Origin of the sequence: Arthrobacter sp. PvP023, from assembly GCF_017832975.1 — a bacterium.
Taxonomy (GTDB): domain Bacteria; phylum Actinomycetota; class Actinomycetes; order Actinomycetales; family Micrococcaceae; genus Arthrobacter.
Genome location: NZ_JAFIBI010000001.1, coordinates 4,327,966 through 4,350,857, shown reverse-complemented (window position 1 = coordinate 4,350,857; position 22,892 = coordinate 4,327,966). Strand labels below are relative to the sequence as shown.

The 22,892-nt window shown below is 67.8% G+C and carries 20 protein-coding genes; 8 read left to right on the top strand and 12 right to left on the bottom strand.

What is annotated here, in order from left to right; translation table 11 throughout:
- Positions 1-21 precede the first annotated feature (21 nt).
- Both JOE31_RS19710 and JOE31_RS19705 read right to left on the bottom strand, forming a co-directional pair.
- Positions 22-846, bottom strand: coding sequence for a DUF1684 domain-containing protein (locus JOE31_RS19710; RefSeq protein ID WP_209747467.1), 825 nt, complete (start codon positions 844-846; stop codon positions 22-24).
- A gap of 29 nt (positions 847-875) precedes the next feature.
- On the bottom strand, positions 876-1,502 hold the full coding sequence (locus JOE31_RS19705; protein WP_209747465.1) for a TetR/AcrR family transcriptional regulator: 627 nt from the start codon (positions 1,500-1,502) through the stop codon (positions 876-878).
- A 226-nt stretch (positions 1,503-1,728) separates the two neighbouring features.
- Between JOE31_RS19705 and JOE31_RS19700 the strand changes: the two genes are divergently transcribed.
- From JOE31_RS19700 to JOE31_RS19690, 3 genes are all read left to right on the top strand, one after another.
- Entirely contained in the window at positions 1,729-2,409 is a 681-nt protein-coding gene (locus tag JOE31_RS19700; RefSeq protein WP_209747463.1) for an NADPH-dependent F420 reductase, read from the top strand.
- 201 nt (positions 2,410-2,610) lie between these two features.
- Positions 2,611-5,475 (top strand): phosphoenolpyruvate carboxylase, encoded by a 2,865-nt coding sequence (gene ppc, locus JOE31_RS19695; protein ID WP_209747462.1) that lies wholly within the window; start codon positions 2,611-2,613, stop codon positions 5,473-5,475.
- A gap of 146 nt (positions 5,476-5,621) precedes the next feature.
- Complete coding sequence (locus JOE31_RS19690; RefSeq protein ID WP_011690482.1) at positions 5,622-5,927, top strand: hypothetical protein; 306 nt, start codon at positions 5,622-5,624, stop codon at positions 5,925-5,927.
- On the opposite strand, the gene JOE31_RS19685 is transcribed toward JOE31_RS19690, so the two are convergent.
- Both JOE31_RS19685 and JOE31_RS19680 read right to left on the bottom strand, forming a co-directional pair.
- Complete coding sequence (locus JOE31_RS19685; RefSeq protein ID WP_209747461.1) at positions 5,924-6,541, bottom strand: DedA family protein; 618 nt, start codon at positions 6,539-6,541, stop codon at positions 5,924-5,926. The two genes, JOE31_RS19690 and JOE31_RS19685, sit on opposite strands and share 4 nt — an antisense overlap.
- Before the next feature lie 63 nt (positions 6,542-6,604).
- Entirely contained in the window at positions 6,605-7,549 is a 945-nt protein-coding gene (locus JOE31_RS19680) for an RluA family pseudouridine synthase (protein WP_209748654.1), read from the bottom strand.
- A 126-nt stretch (positions 7,550-7,675) separates the two neighbouring features.
- On the opposite strand from JOE31_RS19680, the gene JOE31_RS19675 reads away from it, so the two are divergent.
- Both JOE31_RS19675 and JOE31_RS19670 read left to right on the top strand, forming a co-directional pair.
- A complete protein-coding gene (locus JOE31_RS19675) occupies positions 7,676-8,329 on the top strand; it encodes a helix-turn-helix domain-containing protein (protein ID WP_209747458.1) in 654 nt (217 codons plus the stop codon).
- Positions 8,322-9,014 (top strand): SRPBCC domain-containing protein, encoded by a 693-nt coding sequence (locus JOE31_RS19670; protein ID WP_209747456.1) that lies wholly within the window; start codon positions 8,322-8,324, stop codon positions 9,012-9,014. The genes JOE31_RS19675 and JOE31_RS19670 overlap by 8 nt, the downstream gene beginning before the upstream one ends.
- A gap of 218 nt (positions 9,015-9,232) precedes the next feature.
- On the opposite strand, the gene JOE31_RS19665 is transcribed toward JOE31_RS19670, so the two are convergent.
- Entirely contained in the window at positions 9,233-10,723 is a 1,491-nt protein-coding gene (locus JOE31_RS19665; protein WP_209747454.1) for a PLP-dependent aminotransferase family protein, read from the bottom strand.
- 61 nt (positions 10,724-10,784) lie between these two features.
- On the opposite strand from JOE31_RS19665, the gene JOE31_RS19660 reads away from it, so the two are divergent.
- The gene (locus JOE31_RS19660) at positions 10,785-11,447 is read left to right on the top strand and encodes a YitT family protein (protein ID WP_209747452.1); all 663 of its coding nucleotides are present in this window, start codon (positions 10,785-10,787) and stop codon (positions 11,445-11,447) included.
- Here the strand turns inward: JOE31_RS19660 and JOE31_RS19655 are convergent.
- The 3 genes from JOE31_RS19655 to JOE31_RS19645 all read right to left on the bottom strand — a co-directional run bounded on the left by JOE31_RS19655 (position 11,402) and on the right by JOE31_RS19645 (position 18,930).
- Complete coding sequence (locus JOE31_RS19655) at positions 11,402-12,241, bottom strand: Fpg/Nei family DNA glycosylase (protein ID WP_209747450.1); 840 nt, start codon at positions 12,239-12,241, stop codon at positions 11,402-11,404. The genes JOE31_RS19660 and JOE31_RS19655 overlap by 46 nt on opposite strands.
- Positions 12,234-17,234 (bottom strand): DNA glycosylase AlkZ-like family protein, encoded by a 5,001-nt coding sequence (locus JOE31_RS19650; protein WP_209748652.1) that lies wholly within the window; start codon positions 17,232-17,234, stop codon positions 12,234-12,236. Before JOE31_RS19650 ends, JOE31_RS19655 begins: the two co-directional genes overlap by 8 nt.
- A gap of 184 nt (positions 17,235-17,418) precedes the next feature.
- Entirely contained in the window at positions 17,419-18,930 is a 1,512-nt protein-coding gene (locus JOE31_RS19645) for an FAD-dependent oxidoreductase (protein WP_209747448.1), read from the bottom strand.
- A gap of 126 nt (positions 18,931-19,056) precedes the next feature.
- Here JOE31_RS19645 and JOE31_RS19640 point away from each other — a divergent pair, with 126 nt between their 5' ends.
- Positions 19,057-19,527: a DUF4383 domain-containing protein gene (locus tag JOE31_RS19640; RefSeq protein WP_209747446.1), complete on the top strand. Its 471-nt coding sequence runs from the start codon at positions 19,057-19,059 to the stop codon at positions 19,525-19,527.
- Between the two features lie 38 nt (positions 19,528-19,565).
- Here the strand turns inward: JOE31_RS19640 and JOE31_RS19635 are convergent, their stop codons facing one another.
- The 4 genes from JOE31_RS19635 to JOE31_RS19620 form a co-directional block, all read right to left on the bottom strand.
- Positions 19,566-20,210, bottom strand: coding sequence for a DUF4232 domain-containing protein (locus tag JOE31_RS19635; protein WP_209747444.1), 645 nt, complete (start codon positions 20,208-20,210; stop codon positions 19,566-19,568).
- Between the two features lie 100 nt (positions 20,211-20,310).
- Entirely contained in the window at positions 20,311-21,102 is a 792-nt protein-coding gene (locus JOE31_RS19630; RefSeq protein WP_209747443.1) for a YcnI family protein, read from the bottom strand.
- A gap of 125 nt (positions 21,103-21,227) precedes the next feature.
- Positions 21,228-21,863 carry a hypothetical protein gene (locus tag JOE31_RS19625; RefSeq protein ID WP_209747441.1) on the bottom strand — a complete coding sequence of 212 codons (636 nt, stop codon included), beginning with the start codon at positions 21,861-21,863 and terminating at the stop codon, positions 21,228-21,230.
- 212 nt (positions 21,864-22,075) lie between these two features.
- Entirely contained in the window at positions 22,076-22,294 is a 219-nt protein-coding gene (locus JOE31_RS19620; protein WP_209747439.1) for a hypothetical protein, read from the bottom strand.
- Positions 22,295-22,521: 227 nt separating this feature from the next.
- On the opposite strand from JOE31_RS19620, the gene JOE31_RS19615 reads away from it, so the two are divergent.
- Positions 22,522-22,866 (top strand): hypothetical protein, encoded by a 345-nt coding sequence (locus tag JOE31_RS19615; protein ID WP_209747437.1) that lies wholly within the window; start codon positions 22,522-22,524, stop codon positions 22,864-22,866.
- The last annotated feature ends 26 nt before the right edge of the window (positions 22,867-22,892 follow it).

Genomic DNA, 22,892 nt, shown 5'->3' with positions numbered 1-22,892 from the left:
CCAGGAGGAGCGCGAACGCACTCAGCCGGCGATCATCGGGTCCTTCTCGCCGGCTTCGATCCGGTAGTCCAGGCTGTTGTTCTTCACCGGCATTGGGCAGGTCCCGTACGGGGTGAACGCGCTTGGGTAGTTGATGGCGCGGTTGAAGTCCAGGACCACTGAGCCGTCCGGCCGTGGCCTGGCCGTGGACACCTTGCGCCACTCATCCGTCGAGTCCCCGTTGGTTTCGTCGTGGAACGTGACGGTCAGGGCTCCGAGCTTTTCCTCTTCCGCCTGCAGGTGGAACTCATGGTCCTTGCCGGGCAGCCGGAACACCAGCTCGCCGACGGTGCGGTGCACGCCGTCCACCAGCGGGTTCGCGGTGCCGATGGGAACATCCACGGGCTCCGGATAGGGGCGGAACTGGGCGTCGACCACCAGGTCGGGGCGGTACTCAAAGGAGGGCACGCCGTCGAACTCCGTAAACACCGGCGAGCGGGAATCGCGGGTACGGATGGCGTACTTGTCCGCGCGCATGGCCAGTTCCACCACCACCTGCCTGCCGTCGTCGCCGCCGAACTGCACCCACATCAGCGACTCCTCGTCCGCCAGCACGGCGGAAATGGTGCCGTCGACAGGCTGCCCGGAATCCACCAGGGTCAGTCCATCGGCCGCCGCCGCGGTGAGGAATGCCGTCGTCCCGTCCGTTGACCAGAGCCCAGGGGCGAGGTCGACGGCGGCGGGCCGGCTTTCCAGCCACTGGAACGATGTGAGGGTCAGCCAGCCGTGCTCGCTGGCCAGCGCCTTGTTGCGGTTGGAGCGGAACCGGTTCCAGCGCTCCAGTTGTGCGTCAGTGGAAGTGTTCATGGTTCCTCGTTCGTTGTTCCTGGTCCTGATTACTGAGGCGGGGTCTGGTTGCTCCGGGTGCCCAGGCTGGCGGCTATCAGCTGGGAGGCAGCCTCCCGGGCGGTGACGGCGGCTTCCGGGTCGCCGTCCAGTACGCCGCTGGCCAGGCCACCGTCCAGAATTAGCGAGAGGCTTCGTGCCAGACGGTCCGGCCGTGCGGCGCCGGCCTCGGCAGCCAGCCCCTCCATCCACGCCAGCACGGCCTTCTTATGGGCAACGGTGCGCGCATGGACCCTCGTCCCGGATGCTGACTCGGCGGCGGCGTTGATAAATGCGCAGCCCCGGTAGCCGTCGCGGCGGCACGCGGAAGCGAGGGCATCGAACAGCCCTGCAAGCTGCGCAGCAGGGTCCGGGCCCGCGGCCTCCGCTGCAGCGTGGAGCTGTCCCGTCCAGATGGCATCCACCTTGTCCAGGTAGGCGAGGATCAGTTCGTCCTTGGCGGGAAAGTACTTGTAGAACGTGGCCTTGGAGATTTCGGATTCGGCGATGATGGTGTCGATGCCGGCAGCGCGCAGGCCGTGGGCGTAGAAGAGCCTGAAGGCGGTGGCCAGGATCTTCTCCCTGGCGGGTCCGGCCGGCGTTCGGACAGCCTGCTGTACGGGTGCTGGCGTCGTCATGACTCCATGGTACACAGACAAGTCTGTCTGCGCCTGAGCTGGCTTACTTCTCGGCGTTATTGTCAGCCGATATCTCAACTCAGGGTGAGCCTTGCCGTAGACAGATCTGTCTGATAGCGTCTTTTTCACCAGTAGACGGACCTGTCTACCCGAGCGCCTCAATTGCTGCGACGCAACCATAGACGCACCCGTTGAGACGCACTATTGAGACCAGAATGAGGACGCCATGAAAATTGCTGTACTGGGAACCGGCACGGTCGGCAGGGCCATGGCCGGGGCGTTGGCAGATCTCGGCCATGAAGTAGCCATCGGGACCCGCGATCCGAAAGCCACGCTGGCACGCACGGAGCCGGACGCCATGGGTGCAGCGCCCTTCAGCCAGTGGCTTCCGGAGCACCCCCACGTGCACCTGGCTGCGTTCGCAGATGCGGCAGCAGGCGCAGAGTTGGTGGTCAACGCCACCGAAGGGGCGAGTTCCCTCTCCGCCCTCACCGCGGCCGGAACGGAAAATCTTGCCGGGAAGATCCTGGTGGATATCGCCAATCCGCTCGACTTCTCGCACGGTATGCCCCCTACGCTCAACCCTGTCAACACGGACAGCCTGGGAGAGCAGATCCAGCGGACGTTCCCGGAAACGAAGGTTGTCAAGACCCTCAACACCATGAACGCGAGCCTGATGGTCGACCCCGGGCGTGCCGCGGGAGGTGACCACTCCGTGTTCGTCTCAGGCAACGACGCTGCGGCAAAAGCCGAGGTGACCACGCTCCTCAAGAGCCTCGGACACCAGGACGTCATTGACTTGGGCGATATCACCACGGCACGCGGCTCGGAGATGCTCTTGCCGATCTGGCTGCGGCTCTGGGGCGCACTGGGAACGGCAAACTTCAACTTCAAGATCGCCCGCTAGGCCGCCGTTCCTCCCGATAAGGCCGACGGCGGCCCCTACTAAAACAGGGGGCCGCCGCGGACGTCAAGGGCACGAACACTATCTGAGACAAATTCCCACGCCGCAAGAGTGCCGGGTAACATCCCATAGGAACACGTAACCCGGCTCACAGTATCCAGCGCAGTGTACGAGCCAAGTCCGAACCCTCGAAAGATAGTTTCCATGGCTAACACTGCAGTAAATCCAGGCGCTCATCTCGCGGCAGGAACTGATCCTGCCGGCTCCGATTCCAGCGCTGATCTCGCGTCCGAGCTCCGGGCGGATGTCCGGCGCGTCTCCACCCTGCTGGGCGAATCGCTGGTCCGCCAGCACGGCCCCGAGCTCCTCGACCTCGTCGAGCAGGTCCGCCTCCTGACCAAGGAATCCAAGGAGGCCGCCCGCGGAGGCGCGGACGCCACCGGCCCCTGGAGCTCGCACGACGTCGTCGCCCAGGTCCGCGAACTGCTCGGCTCCCTGCCCATCGACCAGGCCACCGACCTGGTTCGTGCTTTTGCGTTCTACTTCCACCTGGCCAACGCTGCCGAACAGGTCCACCGGGTACGGGGCCTGCGGACCCGGCAGGAAAAGGACGGCTGGCTGGCCAAGGCCGTGGAGGAAATCTCCGGCCAGGCCGGACCGGCAGTCCTCCAGGAAGTGGTCAACGAGCTGGATGTCCGCCCCATCTTCACAGCCCACCCCACGGAAGCCTCCCGCCGCTCCGTCCTGGACAAGATCCGCCGGCTTTCCGACGTCCTGGCAGTTTCCACGGAGGAAGGCACCTCGGCCCGCCGCCGCCAGGACCGCCAGCTCGCCGAAGTAATTGACCAGATGTGGCAGACGGACGAGCTCCGCCAGGTCAGGCCCACCCCCGTGGACGAGGCCCGCAACGCCATCTATTACCTGAACAGCATCCTCACCGATGCCATGCCTGAAATGCTTTCGGACCTCTCCGAGCTGTTGGGCGAGCACGGCGTGACGCTGCCGTCGCAGAAGGCCCCCATCCGCTTCGGCTCGTGGATCGGCGGCGACCGAGACGGCAACCCGAACGTCACTGCCGGCGTCACCCGCGAGATCCTGCAGATCCAGAACCAGCATGCCGTCCGGATCAGCATTGCCATGATCGACGAACTCATCGCCATCCTGTCCAACTCCACGGCGCTGGCCGGGGCGGACCAGGAGCTGCTGGACTCGATCGACACGGACCTCAAAAACCTCCCGGGCCTGGACCGCCGGGTCCTGGAACTCAACGCCCAGGAGCCCTACCGGCTTAAGCTCACCTGCATCAAGGCAAAGCTCCTCAACACGGCCAAGCGCGTGGCGGCCGGCTCCTCCCACGAGCCCGGCCGGGACTACACCTCAACCGCAGGCGTCCTCGCCGAGCTCGGGCTGCTGGAGAAATCACTCCGCAACCACCACGCCGGCCTGGCCGCGGACGGTGCGCTTGCACGGGTCCGCCGCGCCATCGCCTCCTTCGGGCTGCACCTGGCCACCCTGGACATCCGCGAGCACGCCGACCACCACCACGACGCCGTCGGGCAGCTCATGGACCGCCTGGGCGGTCCCGGCGTGCGGTATTCCGAACTCAGCCGCGCCGAGCGGCTGGAGGTGCTGGGGGCGGAACTCGGGTCCCGCCGTCCGCTGTCCGGCCACCCGATCAAGCTCGACGGCGTGGCTGACGGCACGTACGACGTCTTCCGTGAAATCCGGCGCGCCCTCAAGACGTACGGCCCGGACGTCATCGAGACGTACATCATTTCCATGACCCGCGGCGCCGACGACGTCCTTGCCGCTGCCGTACTGGCCCGCGAAGCAGGGCTCGTCAGCCTCTTTGGTGACGCGCCATACGCCAAGATCGGCTTTGCTCCGTTGCTGGAAACGGTGGAGGAGCTGCGGGCCTCGGCCGAGATCGTGGACCAGCTGCTGTCCGATCCGTCCTACCGGGAACTCGTCCGGCTGCGCGGTGACGTACAGGAAATCATGCTTGGCTACTCGGACTCCAACAAGGAATCCGGCGTGATGACCAGCCAGTGGGAAATCCACAAAACCCAGCGGAAGCTGCGCGATGTCGCGGCCAAGCACGGCGTCCGGGTCAGGCTCTTCCACGGCCGCGGCGGCTCCGTGGGCCGTGGCGGCGGACCCACGTACGACGCGATCATGGCGCAGCCCAACGGCGTCCTCGAAGGCGAAATCAAGTTCACCGAGCAGGGTGAAGTCATCTCGGACAAGTACTCCCTGCCGGAGCTGGCGCGCGAGAACCTGGAGCTTTCCCTCGCTGCCGTGATGCAGGGTTCCGCCCTGCACCGCACCCCGCGTACGTCCGAGGACCAGCGCGAGCGCTACGGCCACGTCATGGAGACCATTTCCGATGCCGCGTTCGCACGGTACCGCTCGCTCATCGACGATCCGGACCTGCCGGCGTACTTCATGGCATCCACTCCCGTGGAACAGCTCGGCTCCCTCAACATCGGCTCCCGTCCGTCCAAGCGTCCGGACTCCGGCGCCGGTCTGGGCGGGCTGCGCGCCATCCCGTGGGTCTTCGGCTGGACCCAGTCGCGTCAGATCGTGCCGGGCTGGTTCGGCGTGGGCTCCGGACTGAAGGCTGCCCGTGAAGCCGGCAACACGGAACAGCTCACGGAAATGATGGACGGCTGGCACTTCTTCCGCTCGGTCCTGTCCAACGTGGAAATGACGCTGGCCAAAACGGATATGGACATTGCCGGCTACTACGTCTCGACGCTGGTCCCTGAAGAGCTGCACCATTTGTTCCGGGCCATCCGGGAGGAATACGACCTCACCGTCGCCGAGATCCAGAAGCTCACCGGCGAGCACGTGCTCCTCGACGCGCAGCCCACCCTCAAGCGCTCCCTGGAGATCCGCGACCAGTACCTCGACCCCATCAGCTACCTCCAGGTGGAACTGATGCGTCGTATGCGGGCCGAAGATTCCGAGGGCGAGAGCATTTCCGGGGCCGAGATTGATGAACGCCTACAGCGGGCCATGCTCATCACGGTCAACGGCGTAGCAGCGGGCCTCCGCAACACCGGATAACCAACGCTCTCTCACTTCCGGCGGGAAATCTCCAAACGCTCTCTCACCTCTGAGGGAGCGTTTGGAGTTTGGCGGCCAAAAGTGAGAGAGCGTTTGAATAACAGCGGCGAAAAGTGAGAGAGCGTCCTGACGCTAGGGTTGATTTCATGCCTTCGTTCCAGACCAGACTCAAGATCACCGGGCTGAAGCCCGGCAATCCTCCCGAGGCCGTGATGGCCGCCGCAGTCGAAGCGCTCGGCACGAGGCACCACGTGGAGTCGAACCAGCTGCAGATTGCCGCCGGTGTTCCTGAACTGAACCTCCGCTTCCTGGTGGAGCCGACAGAGTACACCGGTGAGAACAACCAGGCGCGGGAGTCGGCAGCGATGATGCGCGACGCCGTCGAGCGCGTTGCGGTGACGGGCGCACTTTTGGTGCTCCGCCGCAGCCGCGGCCGCTGGGCTCCCGTCTAAGCCGGATCGCCGGGTTCGTCCACGGGGGACCGGCTGCCGCGGCGCCGGGTGGCAATCATGCCCACGACGGCGCCGATCACCAGCCCGACGGCGACGCCGATCAGCGAGCTCGCCCAGAACGGCAGCTTGGTGGCGGACCCGGTGAAATAGCCGAGACCCGTGAGCCAGGTGCCCCAGAGAACTCCGCCCAGCGCGGCGCAGAAGCTGAATGCGCGGGTGGTGACGTCGGCAATGCCGGCGGCAGCCGACGTCGCCAGCCGTCCGCCCGGAATGAACCGCACACCGATGATGGCGCCGTACGTGGTGGAACGGCCCGCTTTGGCGATGGCGGCGTGGATGCCGCTGTGGAACTTGCGGCCCCACCCCCACCGGTCCAGGACATGGCTGAGGCGGCGCTTGAACAGCTGGAACACCATAACATCGCCGACCCACGACGCAAACGCGGCAAGGAGTCCCACCAGCAGGAAGTTGGCGCGGCCTTCCGCGGCGAGCGCCCCGCCCGTGATCACCACCATTTCGGAGGGGACGGGCGGGAAAATGGCGTCGCCAAGGACGATGGGGATGATCCAGAAATAGATCGCGGCGCCCCAGGTGTCAGCGTTGGCGAGGTCCATGGGCACAAGGTACCTCATTTTCGTGACGCGGGACGGCGGGCATGGTCCGGTCCCGGGCTGGTCCTAGGCCGGGGCCTCGCTGAGCTGAAGCCGGCTGCGGTACTCCACGGGCTGCCCGGTGATGGGGTCGATAAACCGGATTCCGCGGGCCAGGAGCTGCAGGGGCCTGGTGTAGTCGTCCGGTGCCTTGTCCAGCAGCTCGGGGTAGAAGGCATCATTAGCGATCCCCAGTCCCAGCGACGCCATGTGCACCCTGAGCTGGTGGGTCTTTCCGGAGTGCGGCTCAAGGCGGTACAGGCCCCGGCGCGCCGGTTCACTTGCGTGAGTGCCGGCGTCGAACGTTTTCATCAGTTCAATGCGGGTTTCCGCATTGGGTTCGCCGTCCACCACCTCGGCCAGCAGGTAGCTGCGGGACTTGGTCATGCGGTTCCGGACCACCATGGGGAAGTCGACGGCGGGGTACCCGGCGGCCGGTTCCGCGGCGGACACGCACTCGTACTCCTTCTGGACCTGGCGCTTCTCGAAGAGCACCTGGTACTTGCCGCGGGTCTCGGGGTTGGTGGAGAGCAGGAGGATGCCGGCCGTCATCCGGTCCAGGCGATGCATGGGGATCAAGTCCGGGAGGTCCAGCTGGTTCCGAAGCCGCACCAGGGCCGACTCCTGGATATAAGTGCCGCCCGGAGTGGTGGGCAGGAAGTGGGGCTTGTCCACCACAAGGATGTGGTCGTCCTGGTGCAGGATGCTGAGTTCAACGGGAAGCCGCGTCTCCGGCGGGAGGGTGCGGTAGTACCAGATGAACGTGTGGTCCTCGAGCCTGGTGCGCCTGTCCAGCGGAACGCCGCCCTCGCCCACGATCTCGCCGGCGTCGAAACGGTCCTCGATGCCCTGCGGGTCGATGTGGCCCCAGCGGTGCATCATGTAGTCCATCGCGGTGTCCCACGGCCCCTCGTCCGGGAGGCGCAGGCGGGTCGCGTTCACGCCGTCGCGCACGGGGAGGGGGGATTGCATCACCGGTCCATTCTACTTTGCGCGGGTGCCGCGCCCTTTCCGCGAAGCCAACACGATTCCGCCGAACCGCTACCGACGGTAAAAAAGTTCTTGACAAATAAAATTGTCGGTACCGATACTTAAATCATGTTGGACATTGAAGTGATCGAGGACCCTGCCGCGGCGGAAGCCTCGCTGGACCCCATCCGCACCCGCATCCTCCGGGAGCTGGCGGAGCCCGGGTCCGCTACGCAGCTCGCTGCCAAGGTGGGGCTGCCGCGGCAGAAGGTGAACTACCACCTCAAGGCGCTGGAGCGTCATGGCCTGGTGGAGCTTGTGGAGGAGCGGCGCAAGGGCAACGTCACCGAGCGCGTGCTGCAGGCCACTGCGGCGTCCTACCTCATTTCACCCGTGGCCCTTGCCTCCGTGGCGCCGGATCCGCACCGTTTCGCGGACCGGTTCTCCGCTTTCTGGCTGCTGGCGCTCGCCGGGCGCATGGTCCAGGAAGTCGGCAAGCTCATCGCAGGGGCAGCCGCCGCGCGGCAGAAACTCGCCACATTCGCGATCGACGGCGAGATCACCTTCCGCACCGCCGCGGACCGTGCCGCCTTTGCCGAAGAGCTCGGCATTGCGGTTATCCGTCTCGTGGACAAATACCACGACGACGACGGCGGCGCGGGCGGGCGGAAGCACCGGCTGGTCGTCGCGCTTCATCCGGCACTCAAGGAACCGGCACTCAAGGAACCAGACAAAACCACCACCCCGATCGGGGAAAAGGAACAGGAGCAGGGCAATGACTGACAACCGGAAATTCGAGATCGTTTACGACACCGACCTGCCGGGCACCCCGGAGCGGGTCTGGGAAGCCGTCACCAAGGGCACGCCGGGCTGGATGTTCCCTACGGACCAGTGGCCGGATGTGAAGACGGTTGAGGAGTATCCGCGGCACCTGGTGTCCCGCATGGACGGTCCGGACGGCTGGTTCAACCAGCTCGAGCACGTCCTGGAACCGCTCGACGGCGGCCGGGCCAGGCTGCATTACGTGCACAGCGGCATCTTCGCGGACAACTGGGACGAGCAGTACGACGGCGCCAGCAAGCACACGGAGTTCTACCTCCACACCCTGGGCCAGTACCTGCAGTACTTCGACGGCCGCCCGGTGGTCTTCACAGACATCCAGGGCCCGGCGGCCTCGCAGGTGCCGGACGGCTTCGTGCGGCTGAAGAAGGCCCTCGGCGTCGACGCCGCGTCGCAGGGCGACACCTTTGATGTGGAGCTCGACGGCGTGGGGCGGCTGACGGGGCAGGTGGACTTCTCCAACGAGAACTTCCTGGGCCTGCGGACAGCGGACACCATGTACCGCTTCTTTGGCCGCAACGCCTTCGGTGCACCGGTGGGCATGACCGTCCACGACTTCAGCGGCGGCGGGGATTCTGAAGCCACGGCGAAGGCCTGGGGCGACTACCTCGGGAAGGTCTACGCCTAGGATTCCGCGGGCCGGGTGGGCCGGACCGGACCGGACCGGACCGGGTCCGTCCTGCTCAGCGACGCGCAACATGCCTGGCGCTACGCAAAATGCCTGGCGCTACCGGAATACCGGCGCGTCAGGTATTTTGCGCGTCATAAATGGCTGTCCGCAGCGCTCCGGGTTGGCGGCTGCCGAACCTCGTCCAGCGCCGACCCTGGTCCAGGGCGCGGCCGCGGTCAGGCGATGGCGACGGCAGGTGTATGCCGGAGGCTGCGGCGGAGCCGGGGTGCGCCGTCGAGTTTGTCCTGGGCTGACCGCAGGGCACGCACCGCCGTCTCCAATTGCCCGGGCGGAAGCGTGTAGGGGATGCGCAGGTAGTGCTCGAAAGCCCCGCCCAGGCCGAACCTTGGGCCGGCTGCCAGCCTCACGCCGAAGTCGGGGCCGAGGACCGTCAGCGCGGTGCTGATCGGTGCGGGGAGCCGGCACCAGACGCTCAGCCCGCCGTCGGGCCGCTCCGGCTCCCAGCCGGGTAGGATCCCGCCGAGCAGCTCAAGCAGTGCTGCCCGGTTCTCGCGGAGGGCCGCCAGCCGGGCTGGAAGCGGCTCGTCGAGCGACCGGACCAGGTGTGCTGCCGCCAACTGTTCCACCACCGGTCCGCCCAGGTCCATGGTGGTCCGGGCAGCTGCGAAGCGCTGAATCAGTGAACTGCCGGCCCTTATCCAGCCAGTCCGCAGGCCGGCCCAATGCGACTTGCTGAGGGAGCCGATGGTGACCACCGCCGGACTGAAGGCCGCCAGCGGGGCCGCGTCCACGGCGTCGAGGTTCAATTCCCGCAGTGTCTCGTCCACCACCAGCACTGTTCCCGCGGCGGCCGCCGCCCGCACGAGCCGGCGGCGCTGGGGATCGGACATCAGCCGGCCCGTCGGGTTGTGGAAGTCCGGCACCACGTAAGCCATCTTGGGCCGCTGCTGCATCATGGCGGATTCCATGCCGGCCACGTCCCAGCCGCGCCCGTGCGGGAGGGCGACCGGCACGGGCCGGCAACCGCTGGCGCGGATGGCATCAAGCGCGTGCGGGTACGTGGGGTGGTCCACGAGGACTTTGTCCTGCCGGCCGGCAAGGGTGCGGAGCACGATGTTCAGTGCGTGCTGCGCGCCTGATGTCACAAGGATCTGGTCCGCCGTGGTGGGGGCCCCGGCCGCCGTGTACCGCGCAGCGATCGCCTCCCGCAGCGGTGCGATGCCGACGGCGTCATAGCCGAACCCCGGAAGCAGTGCAGGGAGCTCCGTCAGCGCGGCGGCAAAGGCCCGGTGCACCACTTCGCCGCTGGCCGGCAGGGATGCGTAGGCGAGGTCGAGCAGGCCCGGCGGCGCTGCCAGTCCCGGCGCGCCGGCCAGCGCGTTAGGGCTGATCAGCTCGGCGGCTGCCGGGCCCCCTGCGCCCGCGGGCAGCTGGCGGGGAATGCAGGTCCTGCCGCGGCTGCCCTGCCGGCTGGTCAGGAAACCCTGCTCGCGGAGGCTGGCATAGGCAGCCGTTACCGTGGTCCGGCTGACACCCAGGGTTTCAGCCAGGGCGCGCTCGCTGGGCAGGGCCATGTCCAGCGGGACGCGTCCGTCCAGGATGAGGAGGCGTACGACGTCGGCCAGCTCACGGTAGGCGGGGCCCGCGCCGCGGTGCCACCCGCCCAGGAGGCGCACCAAGGCAGTGGGGTTAAGGGAGCCGGACATGTAGCCAGTATCTCAAACTGGATATGGATTACAAGGCCAGTTTTGGCGGAGGATGATTCCCATGATGACCCGAAGACTCCTTCAACTGTTCACAGGCCTGGCCATGTACGGCATTTCGCTGGCCATGTTCATCCGTGCCGGGCTTGGCCTTGACCCCTGGGATGTTTTCCATCAGGGCGTGGCCGGGAAGACAGGCCTTTCCATCGGAGCGGTGGTGGTGATCGTGAGCTTCCTCGTCCTGCTTCTCTGGATTCCGTTGCGGCAGTGGCCCGGCTTCGGCACCTTGTGCAACGCCGTGCTGGTGGGTGTGTTCGCCGATGTGGGGCTTGCGCTGATTCCGGAGTTCTCGCACCTTGGCGGCCAGATCGGCATGCTGGCGGGGGCTGTGCTGCTGAACGGCATCGCGTCGGCCTGCTACATTGGCGCCCGCTTCGGCCCCGGCGCCCGCGACGGGCTGATGACCGGCCTGGCGCGGCGGACTGGGTGGTCGGTGCGGACGTCCCGGACGGGCATCGAAATCGTGGTCCTGGCTACCGGATGGCTGCTGGGCGGATCCGTGGGTGTGGGCACAGTGGTGTATGCCCTGGCTATCGGCCCGCTGGTGCAGTTGTTGTTGCCGCGGTTCACGGTGCCGGAGGCGCCGCGCCCGGTCGCGCTTCCGCTGGAGTCAGGCGCCGATCATGCAGTTCCTGCCGGCGGCGGCTGGCAGCTCGGACAGAAGTAGATGTCGCGCTCCTCGGTGCCCGCACCCTTGGCGAGGACACCGTGGCGGATGGGCGTACCGCATTTAAGGCACGGCTGGTGCTCGCGGCGGTATACCCAGTATCCAGGTCTTCCGGCCATCCGTCCGACCGGCATTCCGCGCGGGTTCAGGACGGTGGTTCGGCGGCCCGGCCCGAGATTGGCCTCCAGTAGCTGCTTGGCCGTGGCCATCATGGCGGGCAGGTCCGTCACGTCGGCGACCGGTGCTGCGGGATGGATGCCGGACAGGAAGCAGGCCTCGCAGCGGTAGATGTTGCCGATGCCGGCCAGGTTGCGCTGGTCCAGCAGGGCCACGCCGATGGGAACGTCAGGGGCAGCGAGCAGCCGCCGTTCGGCCTCGGCCATGTCCCAGTCCGGACCCAGCAGGTCGGGCCCGAGGTGGCCGACAACGGAATCCTCGTCAGCGGTGCGGACCACTTCCAGGATGCCGAGGGAAAACCCGACGGCGTCCGCCGTGGCGGTGCGCAGCACGCACCGGGCGGTGAACCCCGGTTTCCGCCAGCGGCCGCCGGGCGGGTAGACCTGCCAGGCGCCTTCCATCTTCAAGTGGGAGTGGATGGTCAGCCGTTCCTCCGCCGGACCACGAAGCCGCATGAGGAGGTGCTTGCCGCGGGGCACCACCTCGTCCACGGTCCAGCCCGCCAGCTTCAGGGTGGCGAACCGGGGCACCCGGAAGTCGGAGGCTGTGAGCTGGTGCCCGGCCAGGGCGGCATGCAACTGGGCGGCCGCCCGCCAGACGGAATCGCCTTCAGGCACGGATTCTCAGTCCCTTCGGAGTCGAATAGGCGCCGGCGTGGGTCAGGGCGGCGGCAGCGGGAGTATCCAGGATGCCGTGGCCGTTGACCTTCTCCATGATGAGCTTGTCCACGGCGCCGCGCTTGACCACGCCGACCAGGGCTTCCGCCGCGGCGGCCAGCACCTCCGGATCTTCATCGAAGGCGAGCAGCGTCTTGCCGCCGCGCTCCACATAAAGGGTCAACGCGCCGTCGACCATCACCACCAGGGCTCCGGCCTTCCTGCCCGGACGGTGGCCGCTGCCGGCTTCAACACTCAGCGCGGGCCAGGGCAGGGCCGCGCCGTACGGGTTGGCGGGGTCCGTCGCGGCAAGCGCCAGGGCAACGGGCTCCGGCTTCGCCAGCTGGGCGTCTTCCGAGTACGACCGCAGCCGGTCCACCGTGGCCGGAACCGCAAACTGCGCGGCGCCGAGGTGTTCAATGAAGTAACCCCGGCGGCATCGCCCGGCCTCTTCCAGCCTGGCGAGGACTTTGTACATCAGGCCGAATCCGCCCAGGATGTTCTCCGCCATGACGGAGCCGCGGGTCACCACACCGTAGCGGTCCAGCAGAAGCTCCGCCGTGGCGCGGGCATGGATGGTGGGGTCCAGTTCCGGCAACGGCAGTGCGGACCACCGGCCGGCCGCCAGCGGCGGGGTAGGGGCGCCGCCGGTCACCGAGCCGTAGCGTCCGCCGGTCAGCCCGGCAGATCCCATCAGGCCCGTTCCGTGCGCCCGTCCCAGCCTGCTCATGCGGGGTGCGCGTGCCCGCGGGGCCCGGGCAACCTGCCGGTGCGCCGTGTGGCCGCCGGCGATCATGGCCCGGACCGGAGCGAAGGTGTCGCCGGTGATGCGGCCGGCCCACGCCAGGTCCCACAAAGCGGACACCACATCCTGGTCGCTCAGCACGGAGTCCATGCCGCCGGCAATGTCGGTCAGCTGGCGGAAGAAGTACCCGCCGCCGTTGTTCTGCAGGTGCTCCAGCAGCCGCTGCTGCGCGTCCCCGGGCTGGTAGTCCGGCGCGGGGTTCAGCGTGAGTTCGGCCGAGTCCGCGAGGTGCAGGCTCACCCAGCCGTCATTGCCGGGCAGCGCACCGGCGCCGGACCAGAGGACCTCGCCTGCGGCCATCAGCTCGTCCAGCATGGCCGGCTGGTAGTCGCTGACGCGGCTGGCGAGGACCAGTGGTTCCCATGCGGAAGCTGGAACCGGCACGCCGGAAAGCTGGTCGACGGCGGTGATGATGCCGTCCAGCCCGCGCAGGGCGGACTGGCCCCGGCTTCGCCCGGGGGTCCGGACGTTCTGCCAGGCTGGGAGGAACCGTCCGTAGGCGCCGGCATCCACGGGTTCCACTTCGGCCCGCAGCGCCGCCAGCGACCGGCGTCGCAGCTTTCGCAGTACCTCGGCGTCGCACCATTCACTGGTGCCGGCCAAGGTGATGGTGGAGGCGGCCGGCAACGCCGGCACATCGTCCTCGCCGGGTTCCGGTATCCCGGGCACCTGATGGGGCGGCGTGGCGTGCGGGCGGAATTCGCCTTCCACCACGCGGCCATCCGCGGCGAGCCGTTTCAGCGCGGTGCTGACGACGGCGACCCCGAGTCCCAGCCGGGCCGCGGCTTCCGCTGCGGTGAAGGGCCCGTGCGTGCGGGCGTAGCGGGAGACAAGGTCACCGAGGGGGTCGGCGACTGGTTCGATGAACGCGAGCGGTACGCCCATGGGCAGGGGGACCCCGATGGCGTCCCGCAGGCGGGCCGCGTCCTCAACGGCCGCAAAACGCTCGACGCCGCCGATGTTCACCCGGAGCGCGCGGTTGGCGCGCTGCAGGGCGGCGAGGTGGGCGACGGCGTCGGCCAGGAGCGTTTCGGCAGGCTCAACCGCCGGGGCGGACTCATCGCCCGGCGCAGGCTCGACCAAAGGCGCAGGCTCAACCGCCGGGGCGGTTTCCAGGCGTTCGGCCACTTCCCCCGGGGTCAGCGGACCGAGCAGCCTGAGCAGGTCCGCGACGCCTTCCATTCCGCGCACCCGTCGGTCCGGAGCGAGGCGCTGCAGTTCCCGCTCGGTGGCTTCAATGACCTTGGCGTCCAGAAGCTCGCGCAGCTCAACACGGCCCAGGAGCTCATTGAGCAGGGTTGAATCCAGGGCCAGTGCGGCGGCCCGTCGCTCGGCCAGCGGCGAGTCACCCTCGTAGAGGAACTGGGCCACGTAGCCGAAGAGCAGGGACTTGGCGAATGGCGAAGGCTGCTGCGTGGTGGTCTGTAGGATCCGCAGTTCACGCCGCTCGATGGACGCCGCGATGTCCTTCAGCGCCGGGAGGTCGTAAACGTCCTGCAGGCACTCACGCACCGTTTCCAGCACGATGGGGAACGTGGGGTATTTCCGGGCCACGTCCAGCAACTGCGCGGACCGCTGGCGCTGTTGCCACAGGGGCTGGCGCTTCCCAGGGTTCTGCCGGGGCAGCAGCAGGGCGCGGGCGGCGCACTCGCGGAAGCGCGAGGCGAAGAGGGCGCTCCCGCCCACCTCGGCCGTCACGATCTGTTCGAGTTCCTCCGGATCGAAGAGGAACAGTTCGGCTCCGGGCGGCTCGTCCTCCATCATGGGCACCCGCAGCACAATGCCGTCGTCCGCGGCCATGGCGGAGCCGTCCATCCCGTAACGCTGGTGCAGCCGCTGCCCCACCGCGAGGGCCCAGGGTGCGTGCACGGGCATGCCGAACGGGCTGTGCAGGACCACGCGCCAGTCGCCCAGTTCGTCATGGAACCGCTCCACCACCAGGGTGGTGTCGCTGGGGACAACTTCGGTGGCCAGCTTCTGTTCGGCGAGGTATTGGATCAGGTTGTTCGCGGCGAAATCATCGAGTCCGCTGGCCTTGCACCGTTCCGTGGCGGGTCCGACGTCGGACGCTGAGAGTTCACGCACAAAAGCGCCCAGCGCGCGGCCCAGGTCCACGGGCCGGCCCAGCGAATCGCCCTTCCAGAAGGGGAGTTTGCCGGGCTGGCCGAACGCCGGGGAAACGAGCACGCGGTCGTGCGTGATGTCCTCGATCTTCCAGCTGGTCGCGCCCAGGGCGAAGACGTCCCCCACGCGGGATTCGTAGACCATTTCCTCGTCGAGCTCACCCACGCGCCGGCCCCCCTTGGCTGCGGAGGCGGCGGGACTGGCGGCCTTGCCGTCGCCGGACGGCGACGCCGAGCCTTCCACCTCGGTGCCGATGATGTAGACGCCGAAAAGCCCGCGGTCCGGGATGGTGCCGCCGGATGTCACGGCCAGCCGCTGCGCCCCGGGGCGGCCTTCGATGGTGCCGGCATTGCGGTCCCAGATGATCCTGGGCCGGAGCTCGGCAAATTCGTCCGACGGGTAGCGGCCGGCCAGCAGGTCCAGTGTGGCCTCGAACGCAGAGCGGGGGAGGGACGCAAACGGGGCGGACCGGCGGACCGTGGTGAACCATTCCTCCACATCGATAGAGCCCAGCGCGGTGGCGGCCACGGTCTGCTGCGCCAGGATGTCCAGCGGGTTGGCGGGAACGCTGAGCCGTTCGATCTTGCCGCCCAGCATGCGCTCCACGGTGATGGCCGTATGCACGAGGTCGGCACGGTGCTTGGGGAACAGGACACCCTGCGACACTTCCCCCACTTGGTGCCCGGCCCGGCCCACCCGCTGCAGGCCGCTGGCAACGGACGGCGGCGACTCCACCTGGACCACCAGGTCCACGGCGCCCATATCGATGCCAAGCTCAAGGGAGGACGTGGCAACAACGCACCGCAGCCGGCCCGACTTGAGGTCGTCCTCGATCAGCGCCCGCTGGTCCTTCGAGACGGAGCCGTGGTGTGCCCGGGCCAGCACCGGGTCGGCACCTGCGGTGCTGCCGGCCTGTGCCATCATGTGCGCCGGGGTTGCCGTGGACGTCAGGGTTCCGGCGCCCGGGGACGCCGCCGTTCCTCCGGCAGGCGGCGCTCCGAAGTCCGGCGCGCCGGCGCCGAGCTCTCCCCAGCCGCCGCCCGCGGCCACCAGTTGGCGTTCGGCATATATTTCATTGAGGCGTGCGGTGAGGCGTTCTGCGAGACGGCGCGAGTTGGCGAACACAATGGTGGACTGGTTGGCCATCACCAGGTCGACGATCTTCTCTTCCACATGCGGCCAAATGGAGGCCTGCGGCTGGAGCCCTGAGGCAGGCCCGGAGTCGAAGGCGCCGGCAGCCCCTTGGAGGTCGGACATGTCCTCCACCGGCACGGAAACTGTCAGGTCCCAGTTCTTCTTTGACGGCGGGGCCACGATTTCCACCGGCGCGGAGCCGGCCAGGAACTGGGCCACGAGTTCGCGGGGCTCCACAGTGGCCGAGAGGCCGATCCGCTGCGCCGGCTTGGGCAGGAGGGCGTCCAAGCGTTCCAGTGATACGGCCAGATGCGCGCCGCGCTTCGTGCCGGCGACGGCGTGGACCTCGTCCACGATGATGGTGTCCACCTCCGCCAGCGTTTCGCGGGCTTTGGACGTGAGCATCAGGAAGAGGGATTCGGGCGTGGTGATAAGAATATCCGGCGGGTGGCTGAGCAGGGCGCGGCGGTCCGCCGTCGTCGTATCTCCCGATCGGACGCCCACTGTGATCAGCGGCGCGGGCAGTCCCAGCCGCTTTGCTGTCTGGGTGATGCCGATGAGCGGTGCGCGGAGGTTGCGTTCGACGTCGACGCCCAGCGCCTTGAGCGGCGAGATGTACAGGACGCGGGTTTTCCGCTTGGGCGTCTTAGGCTTCCTGCCTTTGGCGGCCGGGTCCAGGCCCGGCAATGCCTCCGGCTCGGCGGGAGCCGATGACTGGAGTCGGTCCAGCGCCCAGAGGAACGCCGCGAGCGTTTTGCCGGAGCCGGTCGGTGCGACCACCAGTGCATGGGACCCGGACGAAATAGCGTTCCAGGCGCCGTTTTGTGCGGGCGTGGGCGCGGAGAACGCACCGAGGAACCACTCCCTGGTGGCCTGGCTGAACCGGTCCATGGTCCGCGCGGAAGAACGCCCGCCGGCTGGCGTCGCTGATGGTGTGTAGCCTGGCGGCATGCCGCTGGCGGACTCCTTCCCCTGCATTCCTCCATCATGCCCTACGGCACCGACACTCTTGGCGGCACCCCTGACGGGGCTGGCGGCCCGGCCGCCCGGCGGCGGCCGGGCCGCCCCTGACGGCTCAGTCAAGCTGTCGCAGATTGCGGACGGCAGGTCCTTCCAGCACGGTGCCGTCGCTGCTGAAGCGGGAGCCGTGCAGCGGGCAGTCCCATGATTTTTCGCTGTCGTTCCAGCGCACAATGCCACCCAGGTGGGTGCAGACGGCGGACAGCGTGCAGCGGGTGCCGTCCACAGTGGACACCGCTACGGGTTTCCGGCCGCGGCGGGACACAATCCCTGTCCCTTCCGGCGGTTGCTCCCGGGACTCGTCGAGGCGCTTGAGTCCCACCTGACCCCAGTCCTTGGCCGCCGTAGCCGCGATGGCTGCGTTGAGGGAGACGGCGGACAGGGCCCCGGGAGGGGACGTGACCCTGTGGTGGATGATGCTGGCCCAGGGGAGCCGGGTGCCGAGGATGTCCGCCGTGATGTCCAGGGCGGCGGCCACGGAGTTGGTCATGCCCCATTTGTTGTAGCCGGTGGCGAAATAGACGCGGCCCCGCCCCCGAGGCAGTTTGCCGAAGAACGGCATCAGATTTGTGGCCTGGTAGTCCTGTGCCGACCACGAATGGGTGAGGCTGGCGCCCGGGAACTGGGCCGTTGTCCACGCGACCAGGGTGTCGAGGTAGGCCTGCGCTGACCTGGCATGGCCCACGGGGTGCCCGTTGCCTCCCACCAGGAGGAGCCGCCGGCCGTTGCCGGGGTAATCGCGAAGGGACCGGATCGGCCGCTCAACGGAAAGGAAGATGCCGTCCGGCACGGCAGTCGTCCCGGGTACTTCGAACGCCGCCGCGTAGGAACGGAGCGGCTTGAGTTTGGCAAAGTACAGACCGCGGTCCAGGACCGGTGTCCCGGTTGCCAGCACCACGTCCCCTGCGCGGACCGGCCCGTGGTCGGTCTGGATTTCCATGGGGTCCCGCCCGCGGCCCGGGCGCAGCCCACGGAGCCCGTTCAGCCGTGCGCCTGAGACGATCTGCCCGCCGTGCGAGCGGACATCCTCCACGAGGGAATCGATGACTTCCATCGGGTTGATCTGTGCCTGCCCGGCGAGGCGGATGGCACCGCTGACGGGAAAGGGCAGCCCGGGGTCGTTCACGGACTCCGCCTCGAGCCCTGCGGCCCGGGCTGCGGCCAGCTCCCGTCGGAGGGTTTCGGTCCCGTCCGCGGAGGTGGCGTAGGTGTAGGCGTCGCGGTGCTGGAAAGGCACTCCCCGGTCTGCCAGGTACCGCAGCAGCCAGGCCTGACCCTCGCGGTTCATCTCGACGTAGGCACCCACTACTTTCTCTGAATACTGCTGGCGCAGCGCTGAAAGCACGGTTCCCTGAAGGAGTGAAACCTTCGCGGTGGTGTTGCCGGTGGTCACGGCTCCCGGGCTCCGGGCTTCGACAACCAGCACCCTCTTGCCGGCGCGGGCCAGGAGCAGCGCGGCCACGAGTCCGGTCAGTCCGGCCCCTGCCACCACGGTGTCAAAGGTGCTGCGGGGGTGGAACTGGTCGCTGCGGAAGGCGTGGTTGCGGTCCAACCAGAGCGAGGTCATGATCCTGCCTGCCTTTCCCGGTGCCGCGAATGCCGTTTCCGGAACGTCATCGGCGGGACTCCGACGGACTTCATAAGTAGACTTATCATGTCATGAGCAGCGTGACCGGGGAACAGGAGCGGCACCATGAAAACAACCGAAGCCGCCAGTGCCCGATTTGGCTTTCGGAAGAACGTCCAGAAGTCGTCCCTCATTGCCGGGGCGGCCCTTTTTATTGTGGGAGTGCTGGGATTCATTCCGGGCGTCACTGAGAACTATGGCGCGCTGGCCTTTGCCGGGCACGGCTCGGAGGCGATGCTCCTTGGCGTCTTCCAGGTGTCCGTGGTGCACAACCTCATCCACCTGCTGTCCGGAATCGCGGGAGTGCTGATGTCGCGGCGTCCGCTGCCTGCCCGGAACTTCCTGATCGGCGCAGGGGTGTCGTACATGGTTCTGTGGACCCTCGGACAGTTCCTGGCACAGGATTCCCCTGTGAACATCCTCCCCGTTAACAGCGCCGACAACTGGTTGCACCTGATTCTGGGCATGGCACTGATCGGGTGCGGGGTGGCGTTCTCCCGCGACGCGCCCGCAAGGTTACGCGAATCCCGCGCATAAGTTCCTGCCGCGCCTAGATTCCTGCCGAGGCTAAGTGCCTACCGGGCGTGGAAGGCCCCGATAGTCAGCAGCTCGATAGCTTCGTTGCTGCAGGCGGTCCGGGGTTCCGCGAGGAAAAGCGAAGCAGTCTCCTCCGGCGGATAGATCCGGTAGCCGGCAGCCTGCGTAGCGTTGCAGTCGGTGTAATTCCCCGCCTGCGTGTAGCGCATGTCCGCGGCTCCCGCCTGTCCCGGGGCAAGGAGTACGTCGGCAACGGGCGAGGACCCGTCCTGCCGGGCCGGGGCACCGATAGGGGCGCCGTTGGCGTCCGCGGTGAGGGACACCCCGGGGAAACCCCGCAGGAGGCAGGGCTCGGTGCCTGAGTTCGTAAGGATCAGTTTGGAATAGATGCTGCCGGCGGCGCCGCCGCCGGTGGAATCCGAGGATACGGTCAGGTTGGCGGCCTTGCACAGCCCTTGCTGCGCGGACGCCGGAGACGACGGCGACGGCGACGGCGCCGCCGGAGTGCTGGGCGGCTGGCTCGCGGACGGGGCCGACGAGGCGGCGGGGGTGCTGGATGTGGAAGCAGCCCCGGAAGTTCCCTGGGGCTGCGGCTGGCTGGGCCCGCAGGCGGTGAGCAGGAAGGCGGCGGCTGCAACCGCCGTCGTGATGGCAAACCCGTTTTTGATTGGCTGAGACCTCATGGCTCAAACTTTATGCCTGCGGTTGCCTGAGTCAACGATGCCACGACCGCTGCCGCGGATTGATGCCCGGATTGTGATTTCCGGGCATCAATCCCGCGCGTTACTTCTTCGGTACCGAAGCGGCTCCAGGAACGGGGGCTTCTGCGGGTTTCCGGGTCCGGCTGCGCATCAGCGCCACTCCGCCCAGGGCGAGTCCGCCGAAGCCGGCCACGAGGCCTGCCCAGCTCCGCGCCTGTGCGCCGTCGTCCGTGGTGGCCGAGACGGAGGAGGCCTGGGCAGCGTCCGTCCCTGTTTCGGTGGACGCCGATGCATGGCTGCCGTGTCCGTCCGCCGAGGCCGCGGCCGTGACGGTGAGGGAAGGCGCGGGTGCTTTGAGCGAGTGCGGGTCCTGACCGTCCTTGGCGATCTCGGACCAGTCCGTCTGGCCCTGTTCGCAGTTCTGCAGGGTGGGGAAATGGAGGGTCGTGCCGGCGGCGTCGGGAAGCTTGACGGAGAGGACCAGGGCGTCCCGGAGCTCCGGGTTCAGGGGTGCTTTGGCGGTGTAAACGATCTGGCTGGTCCGCTTGGTGATGGTGGCACCGTCCGCCAGCTTCTTCGGTTCCGGGAGCTGCTCCACGACCTTCTCCACGGTCCAGTTCGGGTTCACCGTGGGCTGGGCGTCGTTGAGTTCCTCGGGCAGCGTGATGGTCACCTTGGTGGTGCCGGAGTCGTCGCAGCCGTGCGGGATGCCGAAGGTGAGCAGTGCGTAGGAGTTGGCGTCGGTCTTATCCGGCGTGACACCTACGTGCGCGGAGGCAGCCGTGACGCCGGCCAGCATGAGGGCTGCGGTGCCGCCGGCCACTGCCGTTGCGGAGAGGGTACGACGGAAGGACAGGGGTGAGGACTTTTTCAAAGGAAGGGCCTTTCAAGGGTGCACGACGCGCCAAAGGCGGTGCACAAGAACATGGAGTGGTGTCCGGCGCCGGGCGGGGACCGCCGGGAACGGCGGATCAGCAGGCGGGCGGGGCCGGGACGGTGTCAGGAAAGTACGACGGCGGCGGGCGGGCCCCGCGGGCAGTCGGCCCTGAGGTTGCGCCAGGGGAGGGGAGCTGCATTCTCAGGCCAGCCGGCGGCGGCGGGCGCCGCGGCGACGTCGGGCATTGCCGCCCGGGGGAGTCGGACGAGCGGCCGGAGCCATGCCGCGAGGGACCAGAGCGCAGCTTCGCCCTTGGCCAGCAGCAGCGCACACGCGAGGGTGGCCAGGGCGTGTCCGCCCAGCATCAGTCCGGCAGCCCAGCCTGATTCGTAATGGTGCAGGTGGCTGGCGGCGCTGGCGGCGTCCAGCGGAAGGCCGGAGAACGCTGCTGAGGCGGGGTGGTGCCCCGTCGGTTCTGCCGGTCCTGCTCCGGCCGGAGAGCTTAAGGCGCTGAAAGCCTCGTGGAGGACCAGTTGTCCGGCACCCAGGAGCGCAGCCATCGCCGGGAAATTCAGTTTGCGCCGGGTGGCCGCAGTGGCCGCCATGCCGGTGAGGGCGAGGAACGCCGCCATGATGCCGGGCGCCGGCAGGTCACCGCCGCCAACCACGTGCGCTGCTGCTGCAAGGGTCACGATCATCGCGGCGACCATGGCCGCGCGGAGGGAATGGAAAGGAGTCCGGGCATGGTGAGTGCGCACGGAGTCCTCCCTTGGGGTCGGTTCGTTGCCGGCTTCGTTCCGCGCGTCCTGGCCGTAACGCTGGCGCGGGACAAGACGCGGGATCCCTGTCATTCTAGCCGGGAAACAGCGGCCGCCCGGCTAGTCCGTTTCCGGCCCCGAGCAGTAGTGGCAGTCATCCTCACAGAGGGTTGTGCCGGAGGTGGCCTGCTGCGCTGCGTCGGCTGTGGCGGTCACAGGCTGGTCCCGGCCAGCTGGTAGCCGTCGCCCACATGGAAAAGCCGCCTGCGGCCAAGGCTGGTCTTGATCCAGACAACGGCACCGTCCGCAGTGCGGTCGTCCACCTGCCCGGTGTACTCGATCCGGCCGTTGCGGCTCAGCTGGACGCTGTCGCCCACCTGGACGTCGTCCCAGCCCGTATTGCTGATCACCGATTTGTTCTGCGAAGTCACGTGTCGTCCCCGTTGCCGTTCCCTGAAGCCTGCTTGATTCCCGGTGCCGGCAGCTGGTGGTCAGCGCCGACACGATCCATCTAAGCCGTCGGGCGGGGGCGCGTTCAATGGATGAAGTGCCGATGCTGGCCGGAGGGAACTGTGCAGGCGCCCAGCAGTCCCTATACCGCGTCCGGAGCCCGGCCTAGACTGCTGGCATCAGCAGCCACCAATCCAAGGAGACAACCATGGACTACGCAGGTACGGGCAACGAGAAAGCCGTTGCGGCGGGTGAGCTTAACCGAACGCACATCGGGCACACGGTCAGCTTCCAGCCGGACGAGTTCACGCTGGTGTTCGGCAGGATCGGTGCCATTGCGCGCAAGGAGGGCGGAGTAACCATCGCACTGGACGGGGTTGACGGGGCCGGAGGGCTGCAGTCGCACTACAGCCTGCCCCCGACACAGGATGTGTACGTCCAGCCGGACATGCTGACCAACACGGAATCCACCATCAAGGATCTCTTCGGCAAGGTCCAGGAGAACCTGCGGGGTGGCGGCCACAAGGGCGACCAGCGCCCGGACGTGCCGTAAGGTCCGCTCCGTAAGGCCCGGGCGCT

Excerpts from the sequence above, each read along its gene's own strand:
- JOE31_RS19710 (WP_209747467.1), bottom strand. The coding sequence starts at position 846 with ATGAACACTTCCACTGACGCACAACTGGAGCGCTGGAACCGGTTCCGC.
- JOE31_RS19705 (WP_209747465.1), bottom strand. The coding sequence starts at position 1,502 with ATGACGACGCCAGCACCCGTACAGCAGGCTGTCCGAACGCCGGCCGGA.
- JOE31_RS19700 (WP_209747463.1), top strand. The coding sequence starts at position 1,729 with ATGAAAATTGCTGTACTGGGAACCGGCACGGTCGGCAGGGCCATGGCC.
- ppc (WP_209747462.1), top strand. The coding sequence starts at position 2,611 with ATGGCTAACACTGCAGTAAATCCAGGCGCTCATCTCGCGGCAGGAACT.
- JOE31_RS19690 (WP_011690482.1), top strand. The coding sequence starts at position 5,622 with ATGCCTTCGTTCCAGACCAGACTCAAGATCACCGGGCTGAAGCCCGGC.
- JOE31_RS19685 (WP_209747461.1), bottom strand. The coding sequence starts at position 6,541 with ATGGACCTCGCCAACGCTGACACCTGGGGCGCCGCGATCTATTTCTGG.
- JOE31_RS19680 (WP_209748654.1), bottom strand. The coding sequence starts at position 7,549 with ATGCAATCCCCCCTCCCCGTGCGCGACGGCGTGAACGCGACCCGCCTG.
- JOE31_RS19675 (WP_209747458.1), top strand. The coding sequence starts at position 7,676 with ATGTTGGACATTGAAGTGATCGAGGACCCTGCCGCGGCGGAAGCCTCG.
- JOE31_RS19670 (WP_209747456.1), top strand. The coding sequence starts at position 8,322 with ATGACTGACAACCGGAAATTCGAGATCGTTTACGACACCGACCTGCCG.
- JOE31_RS19665 (WP_209747454.1), bottom strand. The coding sequence starts at position 10,723 with ATGTCCGGCTCCCTTAACCCCACTGCCTTGGTGCGCCTCCTGGGCGGG.
- JOE31_RS19660 (WP_209747452.1), top strand. The coding sequence starts at position 10,785 with ATGATGACCCGAAGACTCCTTCAACTGTTCACAGGCCTGGCCATGTAC.
- JOE31_RS19650 (WP_209748652.1), bottom strand. The coding sequence starts at position 17,234 with ATGGACCGGTTCAGCCAGGCCACCAGGGAGTGGTTCCTCGGTGCGTTC.
- JOE31_RS19645 (WP_209747448.1), bottom strand. The coding sequence starts at position 18,930 with ATGACCTCGCTCTGGTTGGACCGCAACCACGCCTTCCGCAGCGACCAG.
- JOE31_RS19640 (WP_209747446.1), top strand. The coding sequence starts at position 19,057 with ATGAAAACAACCGAAGCCGCCAGTGCCCGATTTGGCTTTCGGAAGAAC.
- JOE31_RS19635 (WP_209747444.1), bottom strand. The coding sequence starts at position 20,210 with ATGAGGTCTCAGCCAATCAAAAACGGGTTTGCCATCACGACGGCGGTT.
- JOE31_RS19615 (WP_209747437.1), top strand. The coding sequence starts at position 22,522 with ATGGACTACGCAGGTACGGGCAACGAGAAAGCCGTTGCGGCGGGTGAG.